This is a genomic window from Halorussus ruber (assembly GCF_004765785.1).
Taxonomy (GTDB): domain Archaea; phylum Halobacteriota; class Halobacteria; order Halobacteriales; family Haladaptataceae; genus Halorussus; species Halorussus ruber.
This window is the reverse complement of sequence record NZ_SBIT01000001.1, coordinates 423,543-449,171: the sequence shown is the minus strand read 5'-3', so window position 1 is coordinate 449,171 and position 25,629 is coordinate 423,543. Positions and strand designations below refer to the sequence as shown.

The following is a 25,629-nucleotide window of genomic DNA, read 5'->3' as shown; positions in this document are numbered from 1 at the left end:
GTACTGTCGTCAAAAATACAGAATGTACTAAATAACAGAAAGTGGATTGGGTTAACATGTCGGGGGAGTTTTCGAGACGGCGATTCCTCAGGGAGGGCCTCGGAACAGCGGGGTTCGCAGCGTTTGCCGCGCAGTCGGCGTCGGCCGTGCGCGCTCAATCGGACACGCTTCGGGTCGAGTCAGACGGGGGCGGTCACGCGGCGTACGAGTTCACCGTCAGCGGGTCAGTCCGTCAAGAGGACTCGGGCGACCACGTTCGCGGCAACCGAGTCTACGGACACGTCGGACCGAAGCGAGGGACGGACACGTTCAGCTATTCGGGTCGACTGACCGGATTCGTCCTCGCCGGGCCTGCGACGGTGTACCGAAACGGCAATCGGTTGAATACGAGCGGCGTCGCCCACCCCTCGGGGTCGGTCAGCGGGGCCGATTTCCCGGCTGCACAGGGCACGAATACGATTCGAATCGAGAGCGACGGCGGTGGCATCGCGGTGTACGAGTTCGGCGTGACGGACTCGCTGAATCAGGTGGACAGCGGCGACCAGGTGCGAGGAGGCCGCGGATACGGTCACGTCGGGCCGAAACGCGGCACCGACGAGTTTCGGTACGCGGGGGACGTCTCCGAGTTTCGACTCGCCGGACCGGCGACCGTGTTCCACAACGGGAGCGAGGTCCGGCCCGGTAGCCGAGGCGGAGGCGGCGGACAGCAGGGCGGCGGACAGCAGGACGACGACCGCGGCGGTCAGGACGGCGGCGGTCGAGTCGAACACGAACTCTGTATCAACGCGCCCAACGACCGGCTGTATCCCTATCAGTTCGCGGTCGGCGGGAACATCGAGAAACTCGACGCGACGGAGATGGCGAACATCGACTCGGACGTGGTGACGGTCGATGCGGAGGACGACATCGACCACTGTAGCGTAAACGGGTTCAACCGAGGCGAGTGGAACTGCTACGCTTTCACGGGCGACCTCCGGGCTTTCTCGGTTCCGGAGCAGTGGATGGACAAGTACAACGTCCGGTTCGACGGGCGGCCCGTCAGCGCCCGCGACCTCTTCACGGACAAGAACCCCTCGGAGGTGCCCTGCGGGGGAGGCGACCGGCCGGACTGCGACCCTGTTCGGAACGACGTGATGCTGGTTCTGGACCGGTCGGGTTCGATGACCGAACAGACTGGGAAATTCAACCAGGCCAAGACCGGTGCGATAAATCTCGTCGGTCTGCTGGCTCGAAACGACCGGGTCGGACTCGTCTCCTTTGCAAGCGGCGTGAGTTTGGACTCGGGGTTGACCGGAAACTTCGGACGTGTCCGGTCCCTCGCGCGAAACCTCGACGCTCGTGGGGACACGAATTTAGGCGGCGGTGTCGCTCGCGCGCTGAACGAACTCAGGACGAACGGTCGGCAGAACTCGAAGAAGGTCATGGTCGTTCTCGCGGATGGACAACACAACACCCCCGGTCCGAATCCGGTACAGGTGACACGTGATGCGAAATCGGCGGGCGTTCGAGTGATGACTATCGGAATCCCACAGTTGACCGACCGGTCTCAGCTACGCCAGATGGCGTCCGACCCGGTGAGTGATAACTTCGTGGAGGCCGAAACCGTCGAGGAGATAAACGACGCGTTCGACGCCATCGCTCAGCAGATCTGCGAATAGTCGGCGTCGGTTCGGCAGTCACGCGGTCGTCCGATTCGCCGCTTTTTCCCACGGACAGTCCACGAGGTCGGTCTCGGACGAGAGTCCGGCAGTCGCGGTTGTCGTCGTCGCGCTCGCAGTCGTCGTCTCGCTGCTCACCGCGCGCCGGACCGCGGTACACTCGCTGAAGTTCCGCGCGTCCGGTCCCTGCTCGACGGCCTCGGTCGCGCCCGTCCGGAGGTCCACGACCATCGCCTGCCCGCCGAGACCGTGGGTCTGGTCGTGGCCGCGAACGACGACCAGCGAGACGGGTTCGGGGACCGAGATGCGCTCGGAGCGAGTGAACGGGCGGGTGCCGTGGGCGTGGAGCAGTTCCCGCCTGCCGAGTTCGGTCCCGTTCAGGGTCTCGACCTGCCAGCGGTCGGCGTAGCCCGGTTCGCCGTCGTCGTCGTGGTAGAGCGTCACCGAGACGTCGAAGCTCCTGTCGTCGCCGTCTCCTCGCTCGAACTCGACGCCCACGACGTTGGCCTCGCGGAGGTCGAGGTCCGATTGTCGCGTCGTCGCGGTCTCTTGACTCGCGGCGAGCGGAGCGACCGCGAGGAGGACGGCCAGCACCAGCGCCGCGCCAGTCGTTCTCATACCGACTCGCGGTACCACGGCGACCTGATTAATCGTTAGGGTGGTAGTTACCCACACACTTTTCGCCGGGTCCGTCGTACTCCCGGTGCGATGTCCGAGAGTGTCTACTCCGTATACCTGGTGCAACGACACGGCGAGCAAGGCGGCAAGCGAGAAGTCACTTCCCCGGTCAAGGGCCACAAGTTGGAGTTCTACGACACCGGGGTCTGGCTGGACCGCGAGGCAGGCCGGAACTTCTTCCCCTACGAGCAGATTCGGACCATCCGAGAGCATCCCGAGGGACAGCACTCCGAACAAGCGAGTACGGCCCAGACACAGACACCGGAGGGCGGAGGCGGCGACGCGGGGGCCGAAGAAGAGATGCTCGAAGAGTGATGACCGAGCAGACCCCCGGTTTTCAGGGCTTCAGCCCGACGATTTCACGGTGCATGATGTCGGCGTAGCCCGAGAAGGAGAACTTGAGTTGCGGGACGCCGGGGAAGGTCATCGTCTGGACCGCGAGCATGGGCCGGTCGCCCTCGGCACCGAGTCGCCGGAGCGCGGATTCGACGGCGTCGTAGAGCTTCGCGGTCTCCTCGACTTCGAGGTCCGAGCAGACGCCCGCGACTCTCGTCGGGAGTTCCGCCACGACCTCGCCGGACTCGACCACGGCCCAGCCGCCGCCCATCTCCTCGACGTGTGAGACCGCGGTCCGCACGTCCTCGTCGTTGGTGCCGACTGCGAGGACGCCGGTGGTCTCCCAGACCACGCTGGTTGCGACCGCGCCCGAGTCGAGGCCGAGGCCGGTGACGAACCCGGTGAATCCGGTTCCATCGCCTTTGGGATGCCTGTCCAGCAGGGTCGCCTTCAGGAGGTCCTCCTCGGGGTCGGCGACGAGTTCGCCGTCCTCCTCGGGAGGAGAGACGACGGTTTCGCCCGAGAGGAGGCCGCCGCGGTACTCGACCGCCCGAATCTCGCCGTCGTCGTTCGCGGCGTCGGCCGGGACCCGGAACTGTTCGGGGTCGGTCGAGACGTTCACCGAGTCGTAGAAGCGGTCGGGGTACTCGTGGGTCCGGGGCGCGACCTTCGACTCGCCCTTGTTGTAGACGACCTCGCCGCCGGAGACGACCGTGGTGACGTTCACCGTGTCGAGGTCGTCGATGAGGACGATGTCCGCGACGCTTCCGGGCGACAGGGACCCGACTCCCTCCTCGGCCAGTCCGAAGTGGCGGGCCGGGTTCAGGGTCGCCATCCGGATGGCGTCCGCGGGTTCGACGCCCTCCTCGATGGCCCGGCGGACCACCACGTCCATGTAGCCCTCGCCGATGAGTTCGCGGGGCCACATCCCGTCGGTCGACAGCGAGAGTTCCGCGGTCGGGACGTGGGGGTAGGCCTCGCCGATGGCTTCCATATCGTCACGAATCGAGCCGTAGCGCCCGATGGCGTGGATGCCGTTCTCGACGCGCTCGATGACGTCCTCGCCGGAGATGGCCTCGTGGTCGTCGTCGATGATGGTGGCGAACGCAGAGAGCTTCTCGCCCGAACAGCCCGCGGCGTGGCCCGAGACGGTCTTGTCCTCGGCGTCGGCGCGCTCGTAGAGGCGCTCCGCGGGGGTGTCCCGGCCGACCGCGTGAATCCAGTCGGTCTCGCCGACCCCGACCACGCGGTCGTCCGAGAGGAGGTCCACGAGCGCCTCGGCGTCCTCGCCCTCGTCTCGCGGGGGTTCGAAGGTGTCGAGCAGGGGTTGGGGCGGGACGACTGCTCGGACCCGGACCGGGAGGTAGGAGGTGGCGGCGAGGAACTGCTCGACGCCCTCCGCGCCGAAGGCCGGGCCGTAGCCCGTGACCTCCGAGACGACGGTCGTGGTGCCGCCCTCCACGACGTAGTGGTACGCGTTCTCGAACGTCTGGTGGAGGTCGAGGTGGGTGTGGGCGTCCACGAACCCCGGCGCGACGACCCGGTTGCTCGCGGTGATGACCTGCGTCTCCTCGCCGACGACGGGGTCGGCGTCCTCGGGGAGCGCGGCGACTCGGTCGTCCACCACGACCACGTCCCGGGACTGGAACTCGCCCTTCTCGGGCAGGCAGACCCGACCGCCCGTGATGACGAGGTCGGCCGTCTCGTCGCCGAGCGCGACCGACTGGAGGTCGTTCACGCCGCCACCTCCCAGACGACCACGCCACCCTGCTCGCGGGCGTCTACCTCGCCGCGCTCGTCCAGCACGTCGAGGTGGCCGACCGCCTCGCTCATGCCCGAGAAGTACTCGGTCGCGGGCAGGTCGTTGAACAGCTCTTCCATGACCTCGACCGCGGTGGTCGGGCCGTCCGCGACGATTTCCTTGACGTTCTCGGTGCGCTCCTCGTGGGCGTCGAGAATCTGGTCGATGCGCTCGGTCGGGTTCGGAATCTCCTCGCGGTGGCCCGGCAGGAACCGGTCGAACTCCCGGTCGCGGAGGGTCGCCAGCGAGCGGTTGAACGCCGGGAGGACCCGCGGGCGCTCGCCGTGTATCGGGGCGCTGGCTCCCGCGCCGGACGCGCTCTCCTCGGGAACGGGCGGCTGGAGCAGGGGATTGGGCGTGATGTCGGCCAGCACGTGGTCGCCGACGATGGCCCGCAACTCGGCGTCGGTCTCGAAGGTGAAGATGGTCTCGCCGGGTGCGTGACCTTGGACGGCCTCGGCGGTGACGCCGGTGTCCGCGACCTCGACGGTCTCGCCGTCTTCGAGTCGGCGGTCAGTCTCGACGCCGGGCGCGACCTTGAGGAAGACCTCGGGCAGGTCGGTGACGGTCTCGGCAGTCTCGCGGGCCATCCCGTGGCGCTCGAACATGTCCACGAAGTACGACTGCTCGTAGTCGAGTCGCGCGCCGAAGTCGGCGATGACCTCCGCGGTGGTCGGACTGGCGACGACTCGCGCCCCCTCCTCGCGGAGTCGGCTCGCCAGTCCGAAGTGGTCCGGATGCGGGTGGGTCACAAGCACTTGTTCCACGTCGGTCGGTCCCAGCCCGCGGGCTTCGAGGCCGTCGAGCAGGGCCGCCCACGCCTCCTCGCTTCCCGGTCCGGGGTCGACCAGCGTCCGCCCGGCGAGGTAGGCGTTGACTGGGCCGACCTGGAACGGCGTCGGTATCGAGAGCCGCGTGAACATACCCGGACTGTAGCCTCCTGCCGATAAACAGTTTTTGACACGGCACGGGAGTTTGACGGAATTGGTGCCGACGACGGGGATTCGCGGTCCTCGCCGAGCAACCGAGCGTCGTGGATTTTCCCGGTTCGCGGGACGCGGTCGTTGTGGAAATCGACGGGGTGCGGTCGGCGTGACCATCTACCGGACGCGACCGGTGTGCTAGTCATCGGGTCGCGGCCGTCCTGCGCGAACGAAGTGAGCGCAAGGCGGGCGAGGAGGCACGGGGCGCGGTGGCGGTCACGGGTTGGCTCCGTCGAGTGAACCACCACCAGAAAGAAATAAAAACAATTTCTAAACAAATAAATAATTGTTCTTAGCAAATGTAGAGGTGTTCTGTGAGGCGAATCGAGTCCCGAAACCGCCGACTCGCGCGCGGAACAGGGACTTCGGCGCGGTCCGAACGAGGGTAAAAGCTATATCTGTCCTTCCCGTAAGAACACAATGGTGTGCGAGATATGAACAAACATTTCGAGGACGCCTGGTACTACGCCCGCCGCGCTGGCAAGCACCTCACCCGCGGCCTGCGCGAGGAGTTAACCCCGGTCGAGCGCCGCCTCCGGACGGCCACCGGCCGCGAGAAAGAGGTCACGACCCGCCGCGAGAAGTGGCTCGCCGAACTGAAAGCGACCGAGGACGAGGCCGTGGACCGCGCTCGACGCGCCGTGCGAAAGGCCCGCCGCCGGGTGTGAGGTGTTCGAGACCGTTTCGAGGGGACTCCTCGGGAAAAGTCTCGGACGACGGCCGATTTTCCGAGCGTAAAGTAAGTCTTAAGTCCCGGAAGGGGAAAGCATGGAATGCGCGGGTCGGTAGTCTAGTCCGGTTATGACAGCTCCTTCACACGGAGCAGGTCGGCGGTTCGAATCCGCCCCGACCCATTCACTCTGTTCGTGGCGAGTAGTTAACCACCAGACGTGGATACGGTGGAGTTCTACCTCGTTTCCAACTCACCAAGTCAGCGGTTGATACTGTCCAATCCACCCGGCGTGGTCGGCTTCACCTTGGAGTAGTGGGTCTGCCACCTAGAGTGTTTCCCATATCGAAGTCGAGGGGGAACGAACCATCGACTCTATGAAGTTCCCCACCTGTTAGAACATTACCGAAGTACACACATGCGCGTATGAGGTAACTCAGTCTGCGAAATTTCCGGCTGAGAGTCACAATTTTCGTCACGCCATCTCGGCGTGAAACGTCCGATAAGTAAGTGTACGTCCGTATTCGCCTACACCTGTGACTGCTCTGTCTCCTCTTTCGCATCCTGCACAACTTCGTCTTCAACGATCTCCGACCCGGAGCGGTCCTTGTCGGTTTCAGCAATACCCATAATTGTCTGAACCCGGGAACTAAATCCTGGGTCCAACTTACTGAGACCTCGTTTGAGGCCATCTGCCACTTCTTCCCCCGCGTTTGTGAGTCGAAAGATGTGTATCCGGTCGTTCTCGTCTATTTCCGCGAGGTTTAGGTCCTCCAGTGACTGCATGATTTCAGTGAAACCCGGGTCGGTTGGGCCCCAACGTTCTCTCGTAAAACCCCAGTCTTCCTCTTCGAGTGCGTTCACCCGATATTTGTAGAGGATTTTCTGGTACTTCAGTTCCCCGTCGACCTCGCCATCGAATCCATCAAGCATGAGGAGGTGGGGGTGGTTCTTCCCCTCTTCGTCTTTCATTATGTGTACCTCCCGAGAGAGGCTTGAATCCGCTGCCGAGTCAGTTGCCCAGTCTTCGGGAACTCCTCCAGCATCTCTTCGTTAGAGGAGGTGCAGATGAACTGCAAGTCAGATGACTGGATGAACTCAAGAAGGTTCTCCCGACCTTCCGCGTCGAGGTTCGAGAATGGCTCGTCGCAGACGATTGTCGACCATTCCGTTGCTTCCGCCTCTCGGACGAAGCGATTGTATGCAACTGCAAACGAGATGTTCATGAAGGTGATCTCCGCATCGCTCAGGTCGCCTGCACGGTCGTACTTTCGGGGCCCTTCAGATCCAGGAATCTCGATGTCACCATCTTGCGTTATCTGAATCTCTAGTCCAATTTCGCCAGCTATCTCCTCGAAAACCTCCTGCCACTCTTCGGAGAACTCATTAATCTCGGCGTTAATGCTCTCATCCCGCATTTCTGCCACCTCGTCTTTAGCCTCCTCCAGACGTTCTTGTGAGGAATTCAATTCGTCTTCCAGTTCCTCAATCTCGGTTTCCCGCTCTGCGATCTCTTCCTCGGCCTCATCGATGCTCGACTGATAGCGTTCTAGCTGCTTTTCGGTTTCTTCGAGGATACTGGATAAGTCGTATCCGTTATTCCGGATGACTCGTTCAATCCTGCCGTCGATGTCACCCAGCTCGGGTCGCTCCTCGTGAATTTTAGCAATTTCTTTGTCGACTTCTTCTAACTCCGATGCGATTTCCTCCAGTTCTCCCTCGATTTCTTCTAGCTCTTCTTCGGAGTGACTAATCTTCTCGTCGACATCTGCCTTTATGTCGTCGCTACGACCGTCAACAGCACAGAATGGGCATCGAGACCCTATGCGGTTCTTCGCTAATTCCGTATCAACGTGGCCGCTACAGGCTGGGCAGACGAAGTCGTTGACCGCTTCAGCAATAATCTCGTTCCTCTCTGACTCTCGGTATCGTTCCCACTGTCTCTTATCCTTCTGCCTACTTCTCTGCTTGCGCTGGAGGAAGTCCTGCCTCTTCGATAATTCGGAGAGCGTTTCTTGAAGCTCCTCGTCAGATTCTATTGTCTTGATGATGTCTTCGAGTTTACCAGACTCGGCAAGAGATTTTACTTTTTGGTACTTTTCTAGTTGGTTTTCGTTGCTCCGAAGGTTGTTCTCACGCTCACGCTTATCCTCCTTCTTCCGGCGTAGACTCGCCTTGATCTCTGTGATTCGTTCCTCTAGTTGAGAGATTTCTTCCTCAGTCTCCTCAATACTCTCTTGAGTGTCTTGATTAACTGCCGACCGAACGTGATTTAGCCGAGCGTCTTCCGAGAGCCGCGATAGCGGCATTCGTTCGATATGGGTATGGACAAAGTGGTTTTTAATTATATCCGTGCTTGAGACCTCTGAGGACAAATCGTTTGCCAGCCAGTCTGCGAGCTCTTCTTGTGCTTCATCTTCACTTTTTTCAATATCGTCCTTCCGAAATCGTGCACCCAGCTTACCCCGCCGGAATTCGGCTCCGTCGGTGAATTCAAGGCTCACGTTGTTGTTCCGGCCAGTGGATAGATCAATCGTTTCTTGAGCGCCGAGAAGGTTGTACAGAACCGCGTTGAATGTAAGAGTCTTCCCAGTGCGGTTGCCGCCCTGAATGAGCAAATTCTCCCCCTCAATGTTCGTATGTTCGAATCCGCCGTACTCGTCTTTCGCAAATTCCCGGGAATGAATCTTATTTACCTTCATCTAATCAAACATGACTGTAGTCATTAGAATAGTCTTTTTGATTTTTATAATTGGTAACCAACATAGTACGACAATAGAGACACAAGCAGCTGCGAGAAGTCCGAGAGTTGCCAGCCGGCCTGTTAGCAGGAAAGCATGGATTACAGATGTTGCGGCAACAAGCAATCCAGAATAGAATAGACAAGTGTATTGGAAGACTTGGCCGTCGAACTTGTCGAAGTCATCTTTCTTATCTTCATTGTCGAAATAAAAGTGCCCCTGACCATTCTTCTCATCGATACTCCGTTTCGCACGGAGAATTATCGGGAATGAAATGAAACCGATTGCCTGTTTACTAAGCAACTTCAAGACGAGGGCGAATATGAAGCCGGAAACTGCTGCTGCGAGTACTAACTCGTTTCTGGTGATATTTGGAAACCAGTATTTTCCAATAGAGTAGGCCAGAACAGACACTACGGTTCCTCCAGGGCCAGCTTGTGTAATGATTCGGATTAGAGACATACTCTGTGGTTGCTATGTCGGACGACTTATTCTTGGCTGTAGTAGACTGCGCTAAAAAACCAATGTAGTAAGCAGTTGGTTGCCGCGTTGAGGGAGTTCAGAACGCAGTCCGCTCAATGCAGTAGCCCGCACCAGGATACGAACGTGAGGCGACAATTCTGACGTCGGCCCTTCGATGCCGGAGGGTGGTACAGCGAGCTATACCGCCAGGCTTCACCAAGCTGCTTGGCGACAACCTACGGCCTTTTGTGGGCCGTATTCGCTTGGCCTGGTGGGCAGGTCGGCGGTTCGAATCCACCCCGGCCCATTCCTGCCGAAAATACGACTTCGATAGACTCGCCTACAACCGTCCATTCCCGTCGGAATCCGGAACCATCTCCCGCGGATAGTCGGTCAGATTCTCGTACCCTTCTTCGGTAATCACCACGAGGTCTTCAATCCGAACACCGCCAACCGCAGAATCGTAGACGCCCGGTTCGACCGTCACCACGTTTCCGGCCTTCAGAGCCGCATCACCCGCCAACGACGGACTTTCGTGCAAACTCATCCCGACACCGTGACCGAGACTGTGATACATCCCCGCATCCACGTCACCGACTTCGAAGCCGTACTCCTCCAGCGCGTCGGTCGCGGCGTCGTGGGCCACTCCGGCGCGGGTTCCCGCGCCGCCTTCCAGCACCGCGAGCGCGGCGTCCTGCGCCTTCGCCACCGCCTCGTAGGCCGTCGTCTCCCACTCGCCCGCGTCCCCGACGACGAAGGTCCGCGTGAGGTCGGCGTAGTAGCCGTGAGGACCACGCGGTGAGAGGTCCAGAAGGACCGTCTCACCCGGGCGAACCACGTCGTTCCCGGTGAAGTGGAGGTCGGCACAGGTCGGGCCAGCGCCAATGACGCTGTTTCCGGCGTCGGTCACGCCGGACCGCGACAGCGCGGCGTTGACCTCGCGGCGGAGTCGCTCGGTCGTGAGGCGCTCGCCGCGCCAGCGGACCTCGTCGCCGTCGATTTCTGCCGCCGCGAGGACCGCCTCGGCGCGGGCCATTCCCCGCTGGGCCGCTCGCTGGACGAAGGCGTGGCAGGCGCGCTCGGCGTCGGTCTTCCGCGCTCGGCCCGCATCGACCGACGCCGCGACGACCTCGCCGACTCCATCCGCGAGCGTTCGGTACGACTCGACGGAGACGGCTGGCGGGACCAGCACTCGGAGGCTATCGGTCGCTACGTCGCGGTCGTCGGCCTGCGCGTCGAGGACTTCCAGCGCCCGCTCTCCCGCGTCGGAGGCGCGCTGCTCGCTCGCCGCGTGAACCGTCGCTCCCGGGAACTCGTGCTCGGCTTGCTCTGCGAAGAGCGAGGGTGCGCAGAGGTGGGCCGCTCCGTCCGCGTAGACGAAGGCGTAGGCTCGGTCAGGTCCGCCGAATCGGGTCAGATAGCGGAGCAAGTCGTCGAATCTATCGCCGACGTGGACGAACGCGTCGGCGTCGTTGGCGTCCAGCGCGTCGTCGATTCGGTCGTAAGTGGTCGTCGGCGAGTCCGGCGCGTCCATGGCGGTACGCCCGCCCCGGACTCGGAAAAGTCTGGGGAGTCAGGTTGGTTTCACCGCGACTGCCGACTTGCCGAGTAGAACTGCCGGTTCGAGACTGGAAAAAGAAGTCGTTTGGAAATCAGTCGTTCAAAAATCGGTTAGCCGAAAACCGTCGGAGTCCGTCGCTCGGACCCGAGGAGTCAGCTCCGTCGCCAGCCGACCAGTGCGGCCGCGACGAGTGCGACGACTGCCGTAATCGGCGTGAAGCCGGGGGTGTCGCCGGAGGACTCGGTGGTCTCGGTGTCGTCACCGGACTCGGAGGTAGTCGGTTCGTCGGTCTCGGTCGCAGTCGCGGTGGAGCGCTCGCTCTCCGAGGACTCCTCGGCGGTCGTCTCCTCGCCGCGCTTCTGGAAGTAGACGTAGCTCACGTCCGAGACTTCCTTGCCGTTGGCCGTCTCGTACGAGACGCTGTCTTCCGAGGCGTTGAACGTCTCGCTACCGTTGTTGCGGTAGACGCCGAGGACCAGCACCTGCGGGTCTTCGAGCGTCGGACTCAGCGAGACCGAGAGGTTCTCGTGGTCGCCCGCGTCGAGGTAGTCGGTGTGGCCCAGAACCGCGCCGCTCTGGTTGTAGACGACGACGAAGCCGCCGTCGGGGAGGGTCGCCGACTCGACGTCGAGGGACTCGCCGTCGAACTGCTGGTCGGGAGCCGACACCGACGCCGTCTCGTTCGGTGCCGTCTCGTTCGTCGTGGCGGTGGTCGTGGTGTTCGCCGTAGTCGTCGTGGTGGTCGTCGTATTCGTCGTCGTTTCGTTCGCCTGTGCGTCCGTCATAGCCGTGGTTGCGGGGCTTGCGAGGGCTGCTCCCGTGAAGACTGCAAGCGCCAGTAGTGCCGCAACGAGGACCGTTCGCGTCGTACCTGTCATCGTTAGTTTCCCTGCCCCAGAGATGTATCTCGTGAGACTCTCCGACAGGCGCAAAACGCCCGCGGTCGAGACATCTCCGGAACGCGATACGTCGTTGACACGGGACTGAAAACTACCTTACGGAAGCGGATGTGATGGGGTGGCAACACGAACGTGGCGTGTTCTCTCGGCACGTTCCAGCTCGAATTCGTGCTCGGAACCCCCACCGTCACATCTAATTTCGCCTCCTGATTGGCCCTAACGTATATATATACGTCATAGAAAATACTTAACCGAGTCAGGCCGCAGTCACGTATGCGGCCGGAGCAACATGAGTACGGACCCCGACACCCTCGACACACGGACCGACGCAGACGCCGATTGCCGGACCGAACCGCGCGCCGACCGGCCCTCCATCGAGTTGGACTCGGTCGTCGTCAACTACGACGACCGCCCCGACCGACGAACGATCTATCCCGCCGAGGCCTCTGGCGTAGAGCGCATGTCCGCGTGGATTACGGCCGACGACGACGGATTCGTGGACCCCGACGCGATGCGCTGACGCCCGGACTCGCCGACATCCGGACCCGCCGACATCCGGACCCGCCGACATCCGGATTTGCCGACCGCGGACTGTCATCCACTCCGACGCCTGCCCGAGGACGCCTCGCCGCCGTCGCTCGGCGACTGCGTCCGGATTTCTTTTCCCGACTCTATTTCGTGCTCGAGCGTCGCCGCCGGTCAGACGTGACTCGACACTCGCCTACTGTGTGGGATGTTCGCACTCTCACCCGAGCGTACCGGGATATATAAATATCTCTATGGTTTGGTGTCGGCGCGCGGCGCTGGCGCTCCTGTGCGAACGCGAGTCGGTGGCGCTCGACGAACTCGCCGACGAGGTGGCGCGGTCCACCGCCGAGAGCGCCGAGCGCCTCCTCGTCTCGCTGGACCGCCACCACCTGGCGGTCATGGCCGAGGCTGGCCTGCTGAAGTACGACCGGGCGAGCCAGCGAGTACGACTCGCGGACCTCTCGCCGACGGCCCGGTCACGAATCGACCGCCGACTCCTCGCTCGCTCGGAGTCGGCGGCAGATACTGACGAAGCGTAAATCCAGCCGAATCCGCTTGGCTTACTCTCTCCAACTGTCAGTCGGTTCGGTAGCAACCGGCATGGCTTCAAATAATCGGAACAATTAATAAGTATCGGCCGAGGCTCTCGCACATGAACCTCGCCCTCCGACTACTGGTCGCCTGCTTCGTCATCGCTTCGCCGACCTTGCTGTTTCTGGGACTGATGCGCGGACTGGAGAAACTCCGCGACGACGCCCTCCTGATGCGACTCGCCGAGAGCGACGAGGCACCACGAGACGTGTCGAGCGCCGCCGCCGAAGCCCTCGACAAGGGACCGATTCGGGCCGACGGCCGCGGGTCGCCCGCGGCGGGCGACTCGGTCCCCACCGCCGACTCCTACGTCTGCTCGACTTGCGGCGCGTCGAACATGACCGGCGCGCGCTACTGCCAGAACTGCCTCGGCGAACTGAAGGGGTAGGTTTCTGCGGGTTTAGGGAACTTTTCTATTTCCTAAGAAATTGTATATTTCTCAGACATAGGTCTAGTTGTCCTCCATCTCTTTTGGAACTGTGGTTGAGAACAGCGTGCCAACCACCTGCTTCGCTCGGTGACACAGGCGATTTCCTGGTGGACTGAAAGAGCGAGCGCGGGGCGCGGTCACGCGAGCGGAGCGAGGGTGACCTCGGAAGACGCAGTTTGTCTTCCGGCGACCGCGAACCGCGCGAGGACTTTCGAAACTCAATCCTCGCCGTTCGACCCCGCGACTCCGACTCTCCCCTGCCGAAACCTCTTGTCGCTCGCCCGAGTAGTACGTCGGCATGCAGGTGTCAGCGGACGGTCCGCTCGCCGAGGTCCTCGCCGACCTCCGGGCGACTTTCGTGGACGCGATTCCGCGCCTCCTCACCGCGCTGGTCTTTCTGGTCGTCGCCTACGTCGCCATCCGACTCACGCTCGGGGTCGTCCGGTCGATTCTCGGGCGCGTCTACGCCGACAACGAACTCGTCGCCGACCTGTTCGCCACCGTCGCGGCGGTGTTCCTCTGGTTCGGGGCCGCGCTCACCTTCCTGAAACTCCTCGGCATGGGCGACATCGCGGCGAGTCTGGGCACCGCGACCGGGTTCGTCGCGCTGGGTGTCAGTTACGCCCTCTCGGACGTGATAGCCGACACGGTGGCCGGGGTCTACCTCCTGAAAGACCCGGACTTCAACCCCGGCGACAGGGTCGAGACCGCCGACGTGTCGGGCGTCGTGCTGGACATCGGCCTCCGAAAGACGCGACTGGAGGTCGAAAGCGGCGACGTGGTGGTCCTCGGCAACGGCTCTGTCGAGGAGAAGTGGATCAAAAAGACCGCGGCGGCGGACTCGACAGCAACGTCAGAGTCGCCAGAATAGACCGCAGAACCCTCCGCAGGCGCTCACTCGGTGCGCTTCTCTCTGATGACGAGCATGCCCTCGTTGGTCGTGAACTCGGTCGCCTCGTCGGGGACCGCGAACTCGAACTGCCGGTCGCCAGCGACGACGATGGCCGTGTCGCCGAGGATGTCGAGTTTCGCCTCGACGCCTCGGCCGAAGTCCACGGTGACGACGCTCTCGTCGTCGTACTCCCGGCGGGCGATGGTCAGGTCGTCCTCTTCGTCGGCGGCCGACCGAAGTGGTTGGGGAGTCTTCACACCTTTGCTACGGGCCTGTCACGGGTAAGTGCTGTGCCCCCGGCGGATTACGCTTCGAGAGAAAGGCGTAGAGACGAGAGAAAACGGGAGAAAGAGAGACTACAGGAAGTCTTCGATGTGGTCAGCGACTTCGTTCGGCGTGTCGCCGACAGGGACGCCAGCGTCGTTCAGCGCGTTGATTTTGCTCTCGGCGGTGCCGGTACCGCTCCCCGAGACGATAGCTCCAGCGTGGCCCATGCGCTTGCCCGGCGGGGCGGTCCGACCGGCGATGAAGCCAGCGACCGGGGTGTCCATGTTCTCGGCGATGTAGCGGGCGGCCTCCTCCTCGTCCTCGCCGCCGATTTCGCCGCACATGACGACCGCCTTCGTGTCGGGGTCGGCCTCGAACAGTTCCAGCGCGTCGATGAAGTCCGTGCCGATGATGGGGTCGCCGCCGATACCGATGGCGGTGGTCTGACCGATTCCTCGGCTCGTGAGGTTGTCCACGACTTGGTAGGTCAGGGTACCCGACCGGGAGACCAGCCCCACGTCGCCGGACTCGAAGATGTTGCCCGGCAGGATGCCGAGTTTGGCCTCGCCGGGGGTGATGATGCCCGGACAGTTCGGACCGATGAGGCGAGTGTCGACCTCGCTCAGGCGCTTGTTGACCTTCGCCATGTCCTGGGTGGGGATGCCCTCCGTGATGGCGACCACGAGGTCCAGCGGCGCGTCGAGCGCCTCGAAGACGGCGTCTCCGGCGAACGCGGGCGGGACGAAGACGACCGAGGCGTCGGCGTCCTCCTCGCGGGCCGCTTCGTGGACCGTGTCGTAGACGGGCACGCCGTTGACCTCTTGGCCGCCCTTGCCCGGCACCGCGCCAGCGACGACGTTGGTGCCGTAGTCCATCATCTGCTCGGCGTGGAACTTGCCTTCCCCGCCGGTGATGCCCTGTACGACGACTCTGGTGTCCGAATCGACTAGAACGCTCATTGTGCTTCCTCCTCGGAGTATTCGACCGTGCGCTGAACCGCGTCTTCGAGGGTCTCCTCGACCGTGACGAGTTCGTCGTTCAGAATCTCGCGGCCCTCCTCGGCGTTGGTACCGGCGAGGCGGACGACCACGGGCTTGGGAATCTCGTCGAACTGTTCGAGCGCGTTGTTGATGCCCTTGGCGACCTCGTCACCGCGAGTGATGCCGCCGAAGATGTTGAAGACGACCGCGTCGACGTTCTCGTCGGAGAACACCATGTCCAGCGCGTTCGCCACGCGCTCGGCCTTCGCGCCGCCGCCGATGTCGAGGAAGTTGGCGGGTTCGCCGCCGTAGTAGTCCACGAGGTCGAGCGTCGTCATGACCAGTCCGGCACCGTTGCCGATGATGCCGACGTTGCCCGAGAGGCGAACGTAGTCGAAGCCGTACTCGCCAGCCTTGCGTTCGAGGTCGTCCTCGAAGGTCTCCTCTTCCATCTCGGCGAGTTCCTGCTGGCGGAACAGCGCGTCGTCGTCGATGTTCATCACGGCGTCGGCCGCGATGATTTCGTCGTCCTCGGTGACCATCAGCGGGTTGATTTCGACCTCGCTGGCGTCGCGGTCGTCCCAGAGCTGATACATCGTCTGGAGGACGCTCGCCACGTCGCGGGCCAGTTCCCGCGGGACGCCAGCGTCGTAGACGGCCTTGCGGGCCTGATAGGGGTGCATCCCGAAGGCGGGGTCGATGTGCTCCCGAGCGATAGCGTCGGGGTCTTCCTCGGCGACCTCCTCGATGTTGACGCCGCCCTTGGTCGAGACCATGGCCACGGGCTTGCCCTCGCCGCGGTCCATCGTCACGCCGACGTAGAGTTCGTTCTTGAAGTCGACGGCCTCCTCGACCAGCACGCGGTCGACGTGGTAGCCCTTGAGGTCCATGCCGATGATGGACTCGGCCGCCTCCTCGGCCTCGTCTCGACTCTCGGCGAGTTTGATGCCGCCAGCCTTTCCGCGGCCCCCGACGTGTACCTGTGCCTTGACGGCGACGGGGTAGCCGATCTCCTCGGCGGCCTCGACTACCTCCTCGACCGACGACGCCAGCGTCGCGTCCGGCGTCGGAATCCCTGCGTCGGCGAAGACGCTCTTCGCCTGATACTCGTGTAATCTCATTTTCGACTCGCACGCAACTTTTCCCGCCCGCGAGTTAGGCGTATCGGAATCGTCGGGATTCGAGGCGTTTTTTCTGTGGGGTACAGTAGCATACGGTCCGGGGTCAGTAGGCGGTGGGAGGATAGGTGTAATCGACAATTTTAAATGGGCGGCGGAAGAAGTATGGGATGTATCGTAGGCAGTACACGGTACTGCTACGAGCGTACAACAGAACTTCTTGGCATGCGGTGTTGTAGCACCGCATTGCCGATTTCAACGTTTCAAGAGTAACTTCTTAGCCAAATGATTGGGTTCATTGCCTTCCCTTCTCGACTGACGCAATAAAAAGACGTTTCAGGCCCCTACTTCGGGCCTTCGCTGTCGTCGTCCCTTGCCGACATCTCGACGCCGAACAAGGGTGTTTTGACACCCACGTCAACGTGCCGCCAACGCTTCGGCACGTATCGCAGGCAGACCATCGCAAGGAGTGCGACTGCACACGGTACTACCGCGACTACTCCGTACAACAGATTTTCGACCATTTATTCTCCTGCGGTGTTGTAGCACCGCGCTCGAACCGTCACAGAGTGCCCCGAAAAGCGTGTCGGAAAATAGTCGAGTACGACTATTCACTCCTCGGCGTAGAACCGCACCAACCCGCAGTCGGGACACCGCCGAGGAGTCACGTCCAACGCCTTCGTCACGCCGACTGCGGCCAGCACGTCGTCGCTCTCGGCCTCGGTCCGAATCCTGAACTCGCCCTGTCCGGTGAACAGGTCGGCCTCTTCGAGCGACACGTCGCAGTCGGGACACCGCGCTTCGCCACCCATACGCGGGCGTTCTCGGGGTCCGACGAAAAACATATCGAACTTTGTTCAATTTGTCTATAACTTGCACGGGGTGGTTCGGGGTTGTCCTCGACGTGAGTGTGTACGTGAACAGCGAATTCGGATGACTGTGAGCGCGAACCGCAGAATCAGGAGGAGGAACGCTTCTTGAAGTCCCTGCCCGGTCGCGTTACTTTGTTGCGTGTTCGAGGGGATTCGTAGCCGTGTTCTCCTCTTGAAGCCCCCGCCCGGTCGCGGTCACGCTCGGTTCCCTCGCGTGACCGCGACCGGGCGGCCCCTTCATCCCACCCGTCAGTTGATTCACCGAGCGTTCGCTGTCGGCTGGTCGGCCGAGCCTTCGCCCGTGGATTGCTACCCCAGCGCCCGGCCGCCAGCGGTCGGGCGCTCGCGGGCTGGTAGGAAAGAAATAGATATTCTTAGAAAAGAAAGACAATGCTCAAAGACAACTACTTACTGCTCTACTCCGGCGCGTTCAGTTCGTCGAGACGATGTCGATGACGTCCCGACTGTCGAGTTCGGCGTCAGCGCCGACCTGCCGGTTGCTCCGGCAGTCGATGCCGTGGAGGAAGCCCTCGCCGAGGTCCGAGTGGATGTGGTGGGCGAAGTCCTCGGCGGTCGCGCCCTCCGGCAGGAGGAAGCAGTCGGGCAGGACCTCGCCGTTCTCGTTGCCGAGACCGTTCGCGCCGCCGGGGAAGACCGGCACGAGGCCCAACTCCTCGAAGAGGGCTTCTTCGAGCGCACGCTGGACGCCGGTGCCCTCGAACTCGTTGACGAACTCCTCGATGGCCTCCAGTCCCTCGCGCTGGTCGCCCGACACGTCGCCGACGATTTCGAAGTCGCTGTCGCCCGGTCGGTACTCGACCGCGCCCTGCTCGTCGGCCTGCTTGAGCGCCTTCTCGGCGTGGGCGCTGGCGGGCACCACCGTCAGATGCTCGTACTCGGGGTCCGACGTGATTTCCTCGAAGTTCGCCTGTGCCTCGGGCGTGTCCATCTTGTTCGCGGCGATGACCATCGGCTTGGTCGTCTTGCGAATCTCGCGGGCCAACTCCTCGCGGTCCTCGTCGTCCCACTCCTCGGGTTCCAGCCCGATGCCGAGCGAGAGGATTTCGCGCTTGATTTCGTCCTTGTTGGTCCGGAAGGCGCTCATCTGCTCGGCCAACTCGATTTCGATGTCGTCGTCGTTGCCGTCGTACCCGCTCTGGTAGCGCTCGATGCCCTTCTCCAGCACTTCGAGGTACCACATGTCCAACTCGTTCTCCAGAAAGTCGATGTCCTCGCGCGGGTCGTGATTTTCGGTGGGTTCGCCCTCGATGTCGGTCTTGCCCGAGAAGTCCACGACGTGGACCAGCACGTCGGCCTCGTTGAGGTCCGTCAGGAACTGGTTGCCCAGTCCGGCCCCCTCGTGGGCACCGGGAATCAGTCCCGCCACGTCCACCAGTTTGGTCGGGACGAACCGGGTGCCGTCCTCGCAGAACCCGACGTTGGGCGTACACTCCTCGTCGAACTCCGGCGCGGCGCACTCGACCCGGACGTAGGCCTCGCCCACGGCGGGGTCGATGGTCGTGAAGGGGTAGGCCCCTTCGGGTACGTCGTTCATCGTCGCGGCGTTGAAGAACGTGGACTTGCCCACCGAGGGCTTGCCCACGAGACCGATTTTGTAACTCATTGCATCCGACTGGCGGTTCAGCAGTTATAAGGACTGCTAATGGCGGAATCGACCGGTACGTAGTCTCACGATTATTGGTAACGACCCACAGCAGACGGCCCGCAGGGACTTTTGTTCCGGGCGTCGTGGCTCCGACGATGACTCGCCGACCGTCGCCGACGCCGGAGTCGCACCGATGGACCTGAGAGCGGGCCTCTCCTCGCTCGCCGACCACGCCTCGTTTCTCGCCCAGTGGAGACTCTACCGCGGCATCGAGGCCCTCCAATCGTTCTGGAAGCGCGACGAAACGCTGTGGGTCTTCGGGGCGCGCGGCGGCGAGGAGTTCGTAGACAACTCGAAGTACCTCTACCTCCACGTCGCGGCCGAACATCCCGAAATCAGACCGGTCTGGCTCTCGAAGAACCCGGAGGTCGTCGCCGAACTCCAGTCGGCGGGCTACGAGGCCTACTCGTGCTACTCGCTTCGGGGCCTTACCCTCACCTTCCGGGCGGGCGTCGTCTTCCTGACGCAGGGCCACCGCGACCTCGCCATGCCAGCGACGGCGGGTGCGTTCGCGGTCCTGCTCTGGCACGGCGTCCCCCTCAAGCACATCTCGTGGGACGCCGGATTCCGCGACCTGCCCGCACCGGTCCGGGCCGTCCACGCCGACGTGGCCGAGGAGTTCGACCTCTTCGTCACCCCCGGTCGGGAACTGGCCGACGTCTTCGCGTCCGGTCTCCGAATCGACCGCGAGCGAATGGCCCGAGCGGGCTACCCCCGCAACGACGCCCTCTTCGGTCCGATTCCGGGCGAGGAGGAGCGGACCGACTCGGAGGCGCTCGCCCGAATCCGAGACCTCGGGACCGACCACAGGCTCGTCTTCTACCTGCCGACCTTCCGCGAGTGGACCGACGAGTCGGTCGAGAACCACCTCGACTTCGAGGCCCTCGACGCGTTCTTCGCCGAGCGAGACGCCATCCTCGTCGTCAAGACCCACCCGAACGAGACGTTCGACCTCCCCGAGGGTCTCTCGAACGTCCGCCAACTCCCCGAGGGAATCGACGTCTACCCCTTCCTCCGGCACGCCGACTTGCTCGTCACCGACTACTCGTCGGTCTACTTCGACTACCTCCTGCTCGACCGTCCGGTCGTCTTCTACCCCTACGACCTCGACGAGTACCGCGCGCGCCGCGGATTCTACTTCGACTACGGTTCGGTGACGCCCGGCCCGGTCGCCGAAAACTTCGAGGACTTGCTTGACGGTCTCGACCGGGCGCTCGCCGACCCGGAGGCGGACGCCGAACGCAGGCGTGACCTGAGAAATCGACTCCTCGACGGCGACCCCCGCGCGAGAGGAGGATGCAAATGTAGTCGAGGGCACACGATTTACGAACTCGTCCGTGACCTCCTCGCCGACCGAGACGGGAAAACCGACAGAGAGCGTCCGAATAAATAGCGTACCGGTCTCTCTATTGATTTCCTTCTGTTCTACAGGGGTATTTATATGCAGAAAGAAAGGTTGAAGTTCTCCTTCTCCAAACCCCCGAACGAGAGCAGTTGCGGTCCCCGCCGCAGACGAGCGACACTCGACCCAACATGCCACAAACCAGCGGACAGACCGAGCAGGAGACGGCGAATCGAACCGACGTATCGCTCATCGCCCACCGCGGATTCGCGGGCGTCTACCCCGAGAACACCGTCGCCGCGGTCGAACAGGCGGTAACGTCCCCGGCCGCCAACGACCCGCCTTCCATGGTCGAAATCGACGTGATGCCGACCGCCGACGGCGAAATCGTCACCTTCCACGACTGGAATCTCGGCCGACTCACCGACGCGCCCGACGAACTCGCCGACCGGAACGTCTGGGAGGTCTCCTACGACACCCTCGCGGAGTTCGAGGTCCTCGGGACCGGCGAACGCGTCCCGACGCTGACCGACGTTCTCGATGCCCTCCCCGAGGAGGTCGGCGTCAACGTCGAGTTCAAGAATCCGGGGTCGGACGAGGTGCGACCCCGCGAGAACCTCCCGCCGGGCGACCGCGACGACCAACGCGCCCTCTGGCAGGCGTTCGCCGACGAGGTTCTCGACACCCTCTCGACGTACGACCACGACGTGTTGATTTCGTCGTTCTGCGAGGGCGCGCTGGCCGCGGTCCGCGAGTCTGACTCCTCGGTCCCCATCGCGGCCGTCTTCGCCGAGTCCATCGCCGACGGAATGGAAATCGCCCGGCGGTACGACTGCGAGGCGGTCCACCCGCCGTGGAACATGATAGCCGACACGGCGCTTTTCAACGCCGACTACGGGACGCTGGGGCCCTACGAGAACATCGACCTCGTGACCGCGGCCCACGAGGAGGGCCGGGCGGTCAACGTCTGGACCGTCGAGAGCTGGTATCAGGCCAACCAGCTCCGGCAGGCCGGAGTAGACGGCCTCATCACCGACTATCCCGGCGTGCTTCGGTTCGGCGACCAGTAGTACCTCTTTTCCCACATGTCGAGTATGATTTGTCTGTAGCGAAAGGATAGCCAATACTGTTATGACCGACGGCGTTGCCTTCTGGTGCAGTGTTATTCATGAAGGGGGTTATTTTAGCGGCGGGTATCGGGTCCCGCCTCCGACCGCTCACGCTCCAGAAGCCGAAAGCCTGCGTGACAGTCGACGGGACGCCGATTCTCGCGCGCCAACTGCACGCCTACGCCGACGCCGGGGTGACCGACGTGACGGTCATCGCGGGCTACTTGGCCGACGACGTGCGAGCGCTCTGCGAGGAGATGGGGGAGGCGAGACCGGAACTCGACGTGACTGTCCGCGAGAGCGAGGTGTTCGCCAACACCGACAACATGTACTCGCTGTACCTCGCCCGCGAGGTGGTCGCCGGGGAACCGTTCGTCCTCAGCAACGGCGACGTCGCCTTCGACCGGGAACTGCTGGTCGACCTGCTCGACGCCGAGGCCGACAGCGCCATCGCCACCGACGTGGGGACCTACTCCGACGAGGGGATGAAAGTCACCGTCGAGGAGGGCGACCGAGTGACTCACATCGACAAGGGCGTCCCGCCGGAGGTCGCCCGCGGAGTTTCGACCGACGTGTACCGGTTCTCGGCCGACTTCTCGTCGATGCTGTTCGAGGAGATGACCGAGACCATCGAGCGCGAGGGCGACTACACCGACTGGACCGAGGCCGCCATCGACCGCCTCGTCCGGAACCGCGACCACGACGTGGAGGCCGTGGACGTCTCCGGGCGCGACTGGGTGGAAATCGACAACTTCGCGGACCTCCGGACCGCCGACCGCCGATTCTCGTCGCTGTCTACCCTCGACTCGAAGGAGGCCGTCTTCTTCGACCTCGACGGGACGATTTACTTGGACGACGAACTGCTCGACGGCGCTGGCGAGTTGATTCGGACGCTCCGCGAGCGCGGCGTGGACGTCTACTTCCTGACGAACAACTCCTCGAAGTGGAAGGACGACTACGCCGAGCGACTCACCGACCTCGGCGTCCCGACCGACCCCGAGGACGTTCTCCTCTCGACCGACGGCGTGATTCAGCACCTCCAGCGCACCGCCTCTGGTGGGGTGGACTCCGGCGGGGCGGACTCCGGCAAGGCGGACTCCGACGGGGTGTACGTCCTCGGCACCGAGGCGATGCGCGATGCGCTCTCGGACGGCGGTATTCCGGTCGTGGAGGCGGTCGAGGGCGGCGACGAGACCGGCACCCCGGACGCCGCGGTCGTCGGCTTCGACACCGAACTCACCTACGAGAAGGCCCGGCAGGCGACGCTGGCGATTCGGGACGGCGCGACCTTCCTGCTGGCCCACCCGGACGCGGTCTGCCCGACCGGCGAGGGGTTCGTCCCCGACTGCGGGTCAATCGGCGCGATGATAGAGCGCGCGACCGACCAGTCCCCGGCCCGCGTCTTCGGCAAGCCCAACGCCGAGATGCTCGCGCCGGTCCTCGAACGCGAGGGCTACGACCCCGAGGAGGTCGCAGTCGTCGGCGACAGACTCGAGACCGACGTGCAACTCGCCGAGAACGTCGGGTGCGAGTCGGTCTGCGTGCTGTCGGGCGACGCGACTCGCGCCGAAGTCGAGGAGAGCGCCATCGACCCGACCCTCGTCGCCTCGGACGTGTCGGTACTGACCGAGTTCGTCGCCCGCCCCGCCAGCGAGTCGCTGGACTCGGTCGATGCCGCCGAACCGGACGAGGCCATCGTCGGCGAGCGCGGAGGCGACGAGTGACCGACGCGAGCGTCCGCCGGGGGTACGTCACTCAGACCCACACCGGGGCGGTGTCGTGGCGCGAGGCGATTCGGGAGGGCGCGCGAATCGGCTTCGACTTCGTGGAACTCTACGTGGACGGCGCGACCGAGCGCACCCAACTCGACGCCGGGGCGGTCGAGTCGCTGGTGGACGACGAGGACCTCGACCTGCTGGTCCACCTCCCGTTCGTGGACATCGAAATCGGGTCGCCCCGCGCGCCGGTCCGGCAGGGGTCGCTCTCCGAACAGCGTGCCTGCATCGAGCTGGCGGCCGAGATGGGAGCCGAGAAGGCGGTCCTCCACGCCGGGACCAGCGCCCGACCGCCGGAGTGGGACCTCGAATCGGTCGCGCCGAACCTGCTCTCGGCGATTCGGGAACTCGACCAGTTCGCCGCCGACCGCGGGGTCGAAATCTGCGTCGAGAACCTGCCGGGCGTTCCGTTCACCATTCACCACTTCGACCGGGTGTTCGCCGACACCGAGGCGTCGATGACCTTCGACACCGGCCACGCCCGCGTCGATGGGTTCGACGCCGAGGACACCGCCGACTTTCTGGACGACCACGGCGACCGCATCTCCCACGTCCACGTCAACGACGCCCGTGAAGACGCCGACGAACACGTCCCCACGGGGTCGGGGACGACCGACTTCGACACCGCGCTGGCACCCCTCCGCGAGGACTGGGAGGGCACGGTTTCGGTCGAGGTCTACACCTTCGACTTCGACTATCTGGAACTCAGCGCCGAGAAACTCGACGGCTACCTCTGAGTCCGGGTGTGGGTGCGCCCGGCGACCCAACCGCCGCGGATGCGCTCGGTGAATCAGCCGCCGAGGGTACGCTCGACTGACCGAACCACTGAGGATGCGCTCGGCCTGACAGCCGACAGTGTGGGTGGATGAAGGGGCCGCCCGGTCGCGGGTCGGAGACCCGTGGTCGTCTGAGCAGGCAACTATTCGGGGCCGGGTTGTGCGGAGAGGCCCCGAATATCCTGCTCAGCGACCGCGACCGGGCGGGGGCTTCAAAAAACGTTCACCACCTCAGTTGCTGTCGTAGCTGTAGCCATGCAGAGCGACCGGGAAGCGGCTTCAAGAAACGCTCTCTGCTGAGTTATCAGTCGCCGCCGAGCCTTCCGACTGTCAGATTTGACTTCACCGTCCGACTTTATCAGCCACAACCGCGTACCCACTTCCATGCGAGCAGTCCGATACCACGAACACGGCGGCCCGAACGTACTGACAGTCGAGGAGACAGAACAGCCCGACCCCGGCCCCGGGGAAATCCGGGTCGAAGTCGAGGCCGCGGGCGTCAACCCGGTGGACACCTACTTCCGCGAGGGGAGCTACGACCCCGCCGCCCTGCCGATGATTCCGGGGTCGGACTTCGCGGGCGTGGTGGACGCGGTCGGCGAGGAGGTAACAGAGTTCACCGAGGGCGACCGCGTGTTCGGCACCGGCCTCGGCAACGACCGGCAGGGGACCTACGCCGAGTTCGCCGTCGCGCCGACCGACCGCGTGGCCCGCTTGCCCGACCGCGTGGACTTCGCCGAGGGTGCGGCGGCCGCGCTGGTCGGCGTGACCGCGTGGCGGGCGCTGGTGGACCACGCGGGCCTCGAACCCGCCGAAACCTGTCTCGTCCACGGCGGCAACGGCGGCGTCGGCCACGCCGCGGTTCAGATTGCGGCCTCCTCGGGTGCCCGCGTCGTCACGACCGCCTCCAAGGAGTATCACGACCAACTCGAAGACTTAGGCGCGGACGTGACGGTCGATTACGGCCGCGACGACCTCGCCGACGCGGTCGTGGACGCCGGACGCCCGGACGTAATCGTGGACCACCGACTCGACCAGTACCTCGACTTCGACGCCGAGGTCGGCACGACCGGCGTCCGCGTCGTCGGCATCGGCAACACCCAACCGAAGGCCGGGTTCGGCGACATCGCGGTCGCCCGCGGGCAGGAGATGACCCTCCACCTGATGAGCATGTTCAACACGCCCGATATCTCGGCGGTCCTACGGAAACTGGCGTGGATGCTGGAGGAGGGCGACCTCCGGCCGCGCGTCTCGAACCGCTACGACCTGAACCACGCCGCCGACGCCCAGAAGGCGGTCCTGCACAACAGCTTCCTCGGCAAGTTGGTCGTGGAACCGTAGCCAGATGGCGGACCGTCACGGAGAGAGAGCGGCCAGATATAACTATTTATTTCTTTAGGACACCTAAACAATCAGTAGATGGCTAATATTGTTTCCCTCTGGTCTGGTCATCGCTGGTCTCCTCGTCGGCTTGTTCGCGGTCACGAGTCGCGC

The 25,629-nt window shown here is 63.5% G+C and carries 25 protein-coding genes and 1 tRNA gene; 13 read left to right on the top strand and 13 right to left on the bottom strand.

Annotated elements, in window-relative coordinates; translation table 11 throughout:
• Window positions 1–56 precede the first annotated feature (56 nt).
• The gene (locus EPL01_RS06805) at window positions 57–1,658 is read left to right on the top strand and encodes a vWA domain-containing protein (RefSeq protein WP_135824492.1); all 1,602 of its coding nucleotides are present in this window, start codon (window positions 57–59) and stop codon (window positions 1,656–1,658) included.
• A gap of 18 nt (window positions 1,659–1,676) precedes the next feature.
• On the opposite strand, the gene EPL01_RS22690 is transcribed toward EPL01_RS06805, so the two are convergent.
• Window positions 1,677–2,276 (bottom strand): hypothetical protein, encoded by a 600-nt coding sequence (locus EPL01_RS22690; RefSeq protein WP_210424086.1) that lies wholly within the window; start codon window positions 2,274–2,276, stop codon window positions 1,677–1,679.
• A 120-nt stretch (window positions 2,277–2,396) separates the two neighbouring features.
• Between EPL01_RS22690 and EPL01_RS21995 the strand changes: the two genes are divergently transcribed.
• The gene (locus tag EPL01_RS21995; RefSeq protein ID WP_210424085.1) at window positions 2,397–2,651 is read left to right on the top strand and encodes a hypothetical protein; all 255 of its coding nucleotides are present in this window, start codon (window positions 2,397–2,399) and stop codon (window positions 2,649–2,651) included.
• Between the two features lie 22 nt (window positions 2,652–2,673).
• Here the strand turns inward: EPL01_RS21995 and EPL01_RS06790 are convergent, their stop codons facing one another.
• Window positions 2,674–4,410, bottom strand: a complete 1,737-nt coding sequence (locus tag EPL01_RS06790; RefSeq protein WP_135824491.1) for an adenine deaminase C-terminal domain-containing protein — start codon at window positions 4,408–4,410, stop codon at window positions 2,674–2,676.
• Window positions 4,407–5,396, bottom strand: a complete 990-nt coding sequence (locus EPL01_RS06785) for an MBL fold metallo-hydrolase (protein ID WP_135824490.1) — start codon at window positions 5,394–5,396, stop codon at window positions 4,407–4,409. The genes EPL01_RS06790 and EPL01_RS06785 overlap by 4 nt, the downstream gene beginning before the upstream one ends.
• A gap of 494 nt (window positions 5,397–5,890) precedes the next feature.
• On the opposite strand from EPL01_RS06785, the gene EPL01_RS06780 reads away from it, so the two are divergent.
• Entirely contained in the window at window positions 5,891–6,124 is a 234-nt protein-coding gene (locus EPL01_RS06780) for a DUF7553 family protein (RefSeq protein ID WP_135824489.1), read from the top strand.
• Between the two features lie 111 nt (window positions 6,125–6,235).
• Window positions 6,236–6,310, top strand: a tRNA-Val gene (locus EPL01_RS06775).
• A gap of 344 nt (window positions 6,311–6,654) precedes the next feature.
• Here EPL01_RS06775 and EPL01_RS06770 read toward each other — a convergent pair.
• The 5 genes from EPL01_RS06770 to EPL01_RS06750 all read right to left on the bottom strand — a co-directional run bounded on the left by EPL01_RS06770 (window position 6,655) and on the right by EPL01_RS06750 (window position 11,675).
• The gene (locus tag EPL01_RS06770) at window positions 6,655–7,098 is read right to left on the bottom strand and encodes a hypothetical protein (protein WP_135824488.1); all 444 of its coding nucleotides are present in this window, start codon (window positions 7,096–7,098) and stop codon (window positions 6,655–6,657) included.
• Window positions 7,098–8,828 carry an ATP-binding cassette domain-containing protein gene (locus EPL01_RS06765; RefSeq protein WP_135824487.1) on the bottom strand — a complete coding sequence of 577 codons (1,731 nt, stop codon included), beginning with the start codon at window positions 8,826–8,828 and terminating at the stop codon, window positions 7,098–7,100. The genes EPL01_RS06770 and EPL01_RS06765 overlap by 1 nt, the downstream gene beginning before the upstream one ends.
• Complete coding sequence (locus tag EPL01_RS06760; protein WP_135824486.1) at window positions 8,829–9,281, bottom strand: hypothetical protein; 453 nt, start codon at window positions 9,279–9,281, stop codon at window positions 8,829–8,831. It abuts the gene before it with no gap.
• Window positions 9,282–9,669: 388 nt separating this feature from the next.
• A complete protein-coding gene (locus EPL01_RS06755; protein WP_135824485.1) occupies window positions 9,670–10,863 on the bottom strand; it encodes a M24 family metallopeptidase in 1,194 nt (397 codons plus the stop codon).
• Window positions 10,864–11,042: 179 nt separating this feature from the next.
• Window positions 11,043–11,675, bottom strand: coding sequence for a DUF7282 domain-containing protein (locus tag EPL01_RS06750; protein ID WP_135824484.1), 633 nt, complete (start codon window positions 11,673–11,675; stop codon window positions 11,043–11,045).
• Between the two features lie 403 nt (window positions 11,676–12,078).
• Between EPL01_RS06750 and EPL01_RS06745 the strand changes: the two genes are divergently transcribed.
• The 4 genes from EPL01_RS06745 (at window position 12,079) to EPL01_RS06730 (ending at window position 14,209) form a co-directional block, all read left to right on the top strand.
• The gene (locus tag EPL01_RS06745) at window positions 12,079–12,309 is read left to right on the top strand and encodes a DUF7511 domain-containing protein (protein WP_135824483.1); all 231 of its coding nucleotides are present in this window, start codon (window positions 12,079–12,081) and stop codon (window positions 12,307–12,309) included.
• A gap of 259 nt (window positions 12,310–12,568) precedes the next feature.
• Window positions 12,569–12,856, top strand: coding sequence for a DUF7344 domain-containing protein (locus EPL01_RS06740; protein WP_135824482.1), 288 nt, complete (start codon window positions 12,569–12,571; stop codon window positions 12,854–12,856).
• Window positions 12,857–12,969: 113 nt separating this feature from the next.
• A complete protein-coding gene (locus EPL01_RS06735; RefSeq protein WP_135824481.1) occupies window positions 12,970–13,296 on the top strand; it encodes a zinc ribbon domain-containing protein in 327 nt (108 codons plus the stop codon).
• A 340-nt stretch (window positions 13,297–13,636) separates the two neighbouring features.
• Window positions 13,637–14,209 (top strand): mechanosensitive ion channel family protein, encoded by a 573-nt coding sequence (locus tag EPL01_RS06730; protein ID WP_135824480.1) that lies wholly within the window; start codon window positions 13,637–13,639, stop codon window positions 14,207–14,209.
• A gap of 23 nt (window positions 14,210–14,232) precedes the next feature.
• Here EPL01_RS06730 and EPL01_RS06725 read toward each other — a convergent pair whose 3' ends face one another.
• From EPL01_RS06725 to EPL01_RS06705, 5 genes are all read right to left on the bottom strand, one after another.
• The gene (locus tag EPL01_RS06725) at window positions 14,233–14,487 is read right to left on the bottom strand and encodes a DUF7127 family protein (RefSeq protein ID WP_135824479.1); all 255 of its coding nucleotides are present in this window, start codon (window positions 14,485–14,487) and stop codon (window positions 14,233–14,235) included.
• Window positions 14,488–14,586: 99 nt separating this feature from the next.
• A complete protein-coding gene (sucD, locus tag EPL01_RS06720) occupies window positions 14,587–15,456 on the bottom strand; it encodes a succinate--CoA ligase subunit alpha (RefSeq protein WP_135824478.1) in 870 nt (289 codons plus the stop codon).
• A complete protein-coding gene (gene sucC / locus EPL01_RS06715) occupies window positions 15,453–16,598 on the bottom strand; it encodes an ADP-forming succinate--CoA ligase subunit beta (protein WP_135824477.1) in 1,146 nt (381 codons plus the stop codon). The genes sucD and sucC overlap by 4 nt, the downstream gene beginning before the upstream one ends.
• A 608-nt stretch (window positions 16,599–17,206) precedes the next feature.
• Window positions 17,207–17,407: a hypothetical protein gene (locus EPL01_RS06710; protein ID WP_135824476.1), complete on the bottom strand. Its 201-nt coding sequence runs from the start codon at window positions 17,405–17,407 to the stop codon at window positions 17,207–17,209.
• 490 nt (window positions 17,408–17,897) lie between these two features.
• Window positions 17,898–19,091 (bottom strand): redox-regulated ATPase YchF, encoded by a 1,194-nt coding sequence (locus EPL01_RS06705; RefSeq protein WP_135824475.1) that lies wholly within the window; start codon window positions 19,089–19,091, stop codon window positions 17,898–17,900.
• Between the two features lie 175 nt (window positions 19,092–19,266).
• Between EPL01_RS06705 and EPL01_RS06700 the strand changes: the two genes are divergently transcribed.
• From EPL01_RS06700 to EPL01_RS06680, 5 genes are all read left to right on the top strand, one after another.
• Window positions 19,267–20,526 carry a CDP-glycerol glycerophosphotransferase family protein gene (locus EPL01_RS06700; protein WP_135824474.1) on the top strand — a complete coding sequence of 420 codons (1,260 nt, stop codon included), beginning with the start codon at window positions 19,267–19,269 and terminating at the stop codon, window positions 20,524–20,526.
• 140 nt (window positions 20,527–20,666) lie between these two features.
• Entirely contained in the window at window positions 20,667–21,545 is an 879-nt protein-coding gene (locus EPL01_RS06695; protein WP_135824473.1) for a glycerophosphodiester phosphodiesterase, read from the top strand.
• A gap of 98 nt (window positions 21,546–21,643) precedes the next feature.
• The gene (locus EPL01_RS06690) at window positions 21,644–23,308 is read left to right on the top strand and encodes an HAD-IIA family hydrolase (protein WP_135824472.1); all 1,665 of its coding nucleotides are present in this window, start codon (window positions 21,644–21,646) and stop codon (window positions 23,306–23,308) included.
• Window positions 23,305–24,096, top strand: coding sequence for a sugar phosphate isomerase/epimerase family protein (locus tag EPL01_RS06685; RefSeq protein ID WP_135824471.1), 792 nt, complete (start codon window positions 23,305–23,307; stop codon window positions 24,094–24,096). The genes EPL01_RS06690 and EPL01_RS06685 overlap by 4 nt, the downstream gene beginning before the upstream one ends.
• A gap of 423 nt (window positions 24,097–24,519) precedes the next feature.
• Window positions 24,520–25,476 carry an NADPH:quinone reductase gene (locus tag EPL01_RS06680; RefSeq protein ID WP_135824470.1) on the top strand — a complete coding sequence of 319 codons (957 nt, stop codon included), beginning with the start codon at window positions 24,520–24,522 and terminating at the stop codon, window positions 25,474–25,476.
• Window positions 25,477–25,629: the final 153 nt, after the last annotated feature.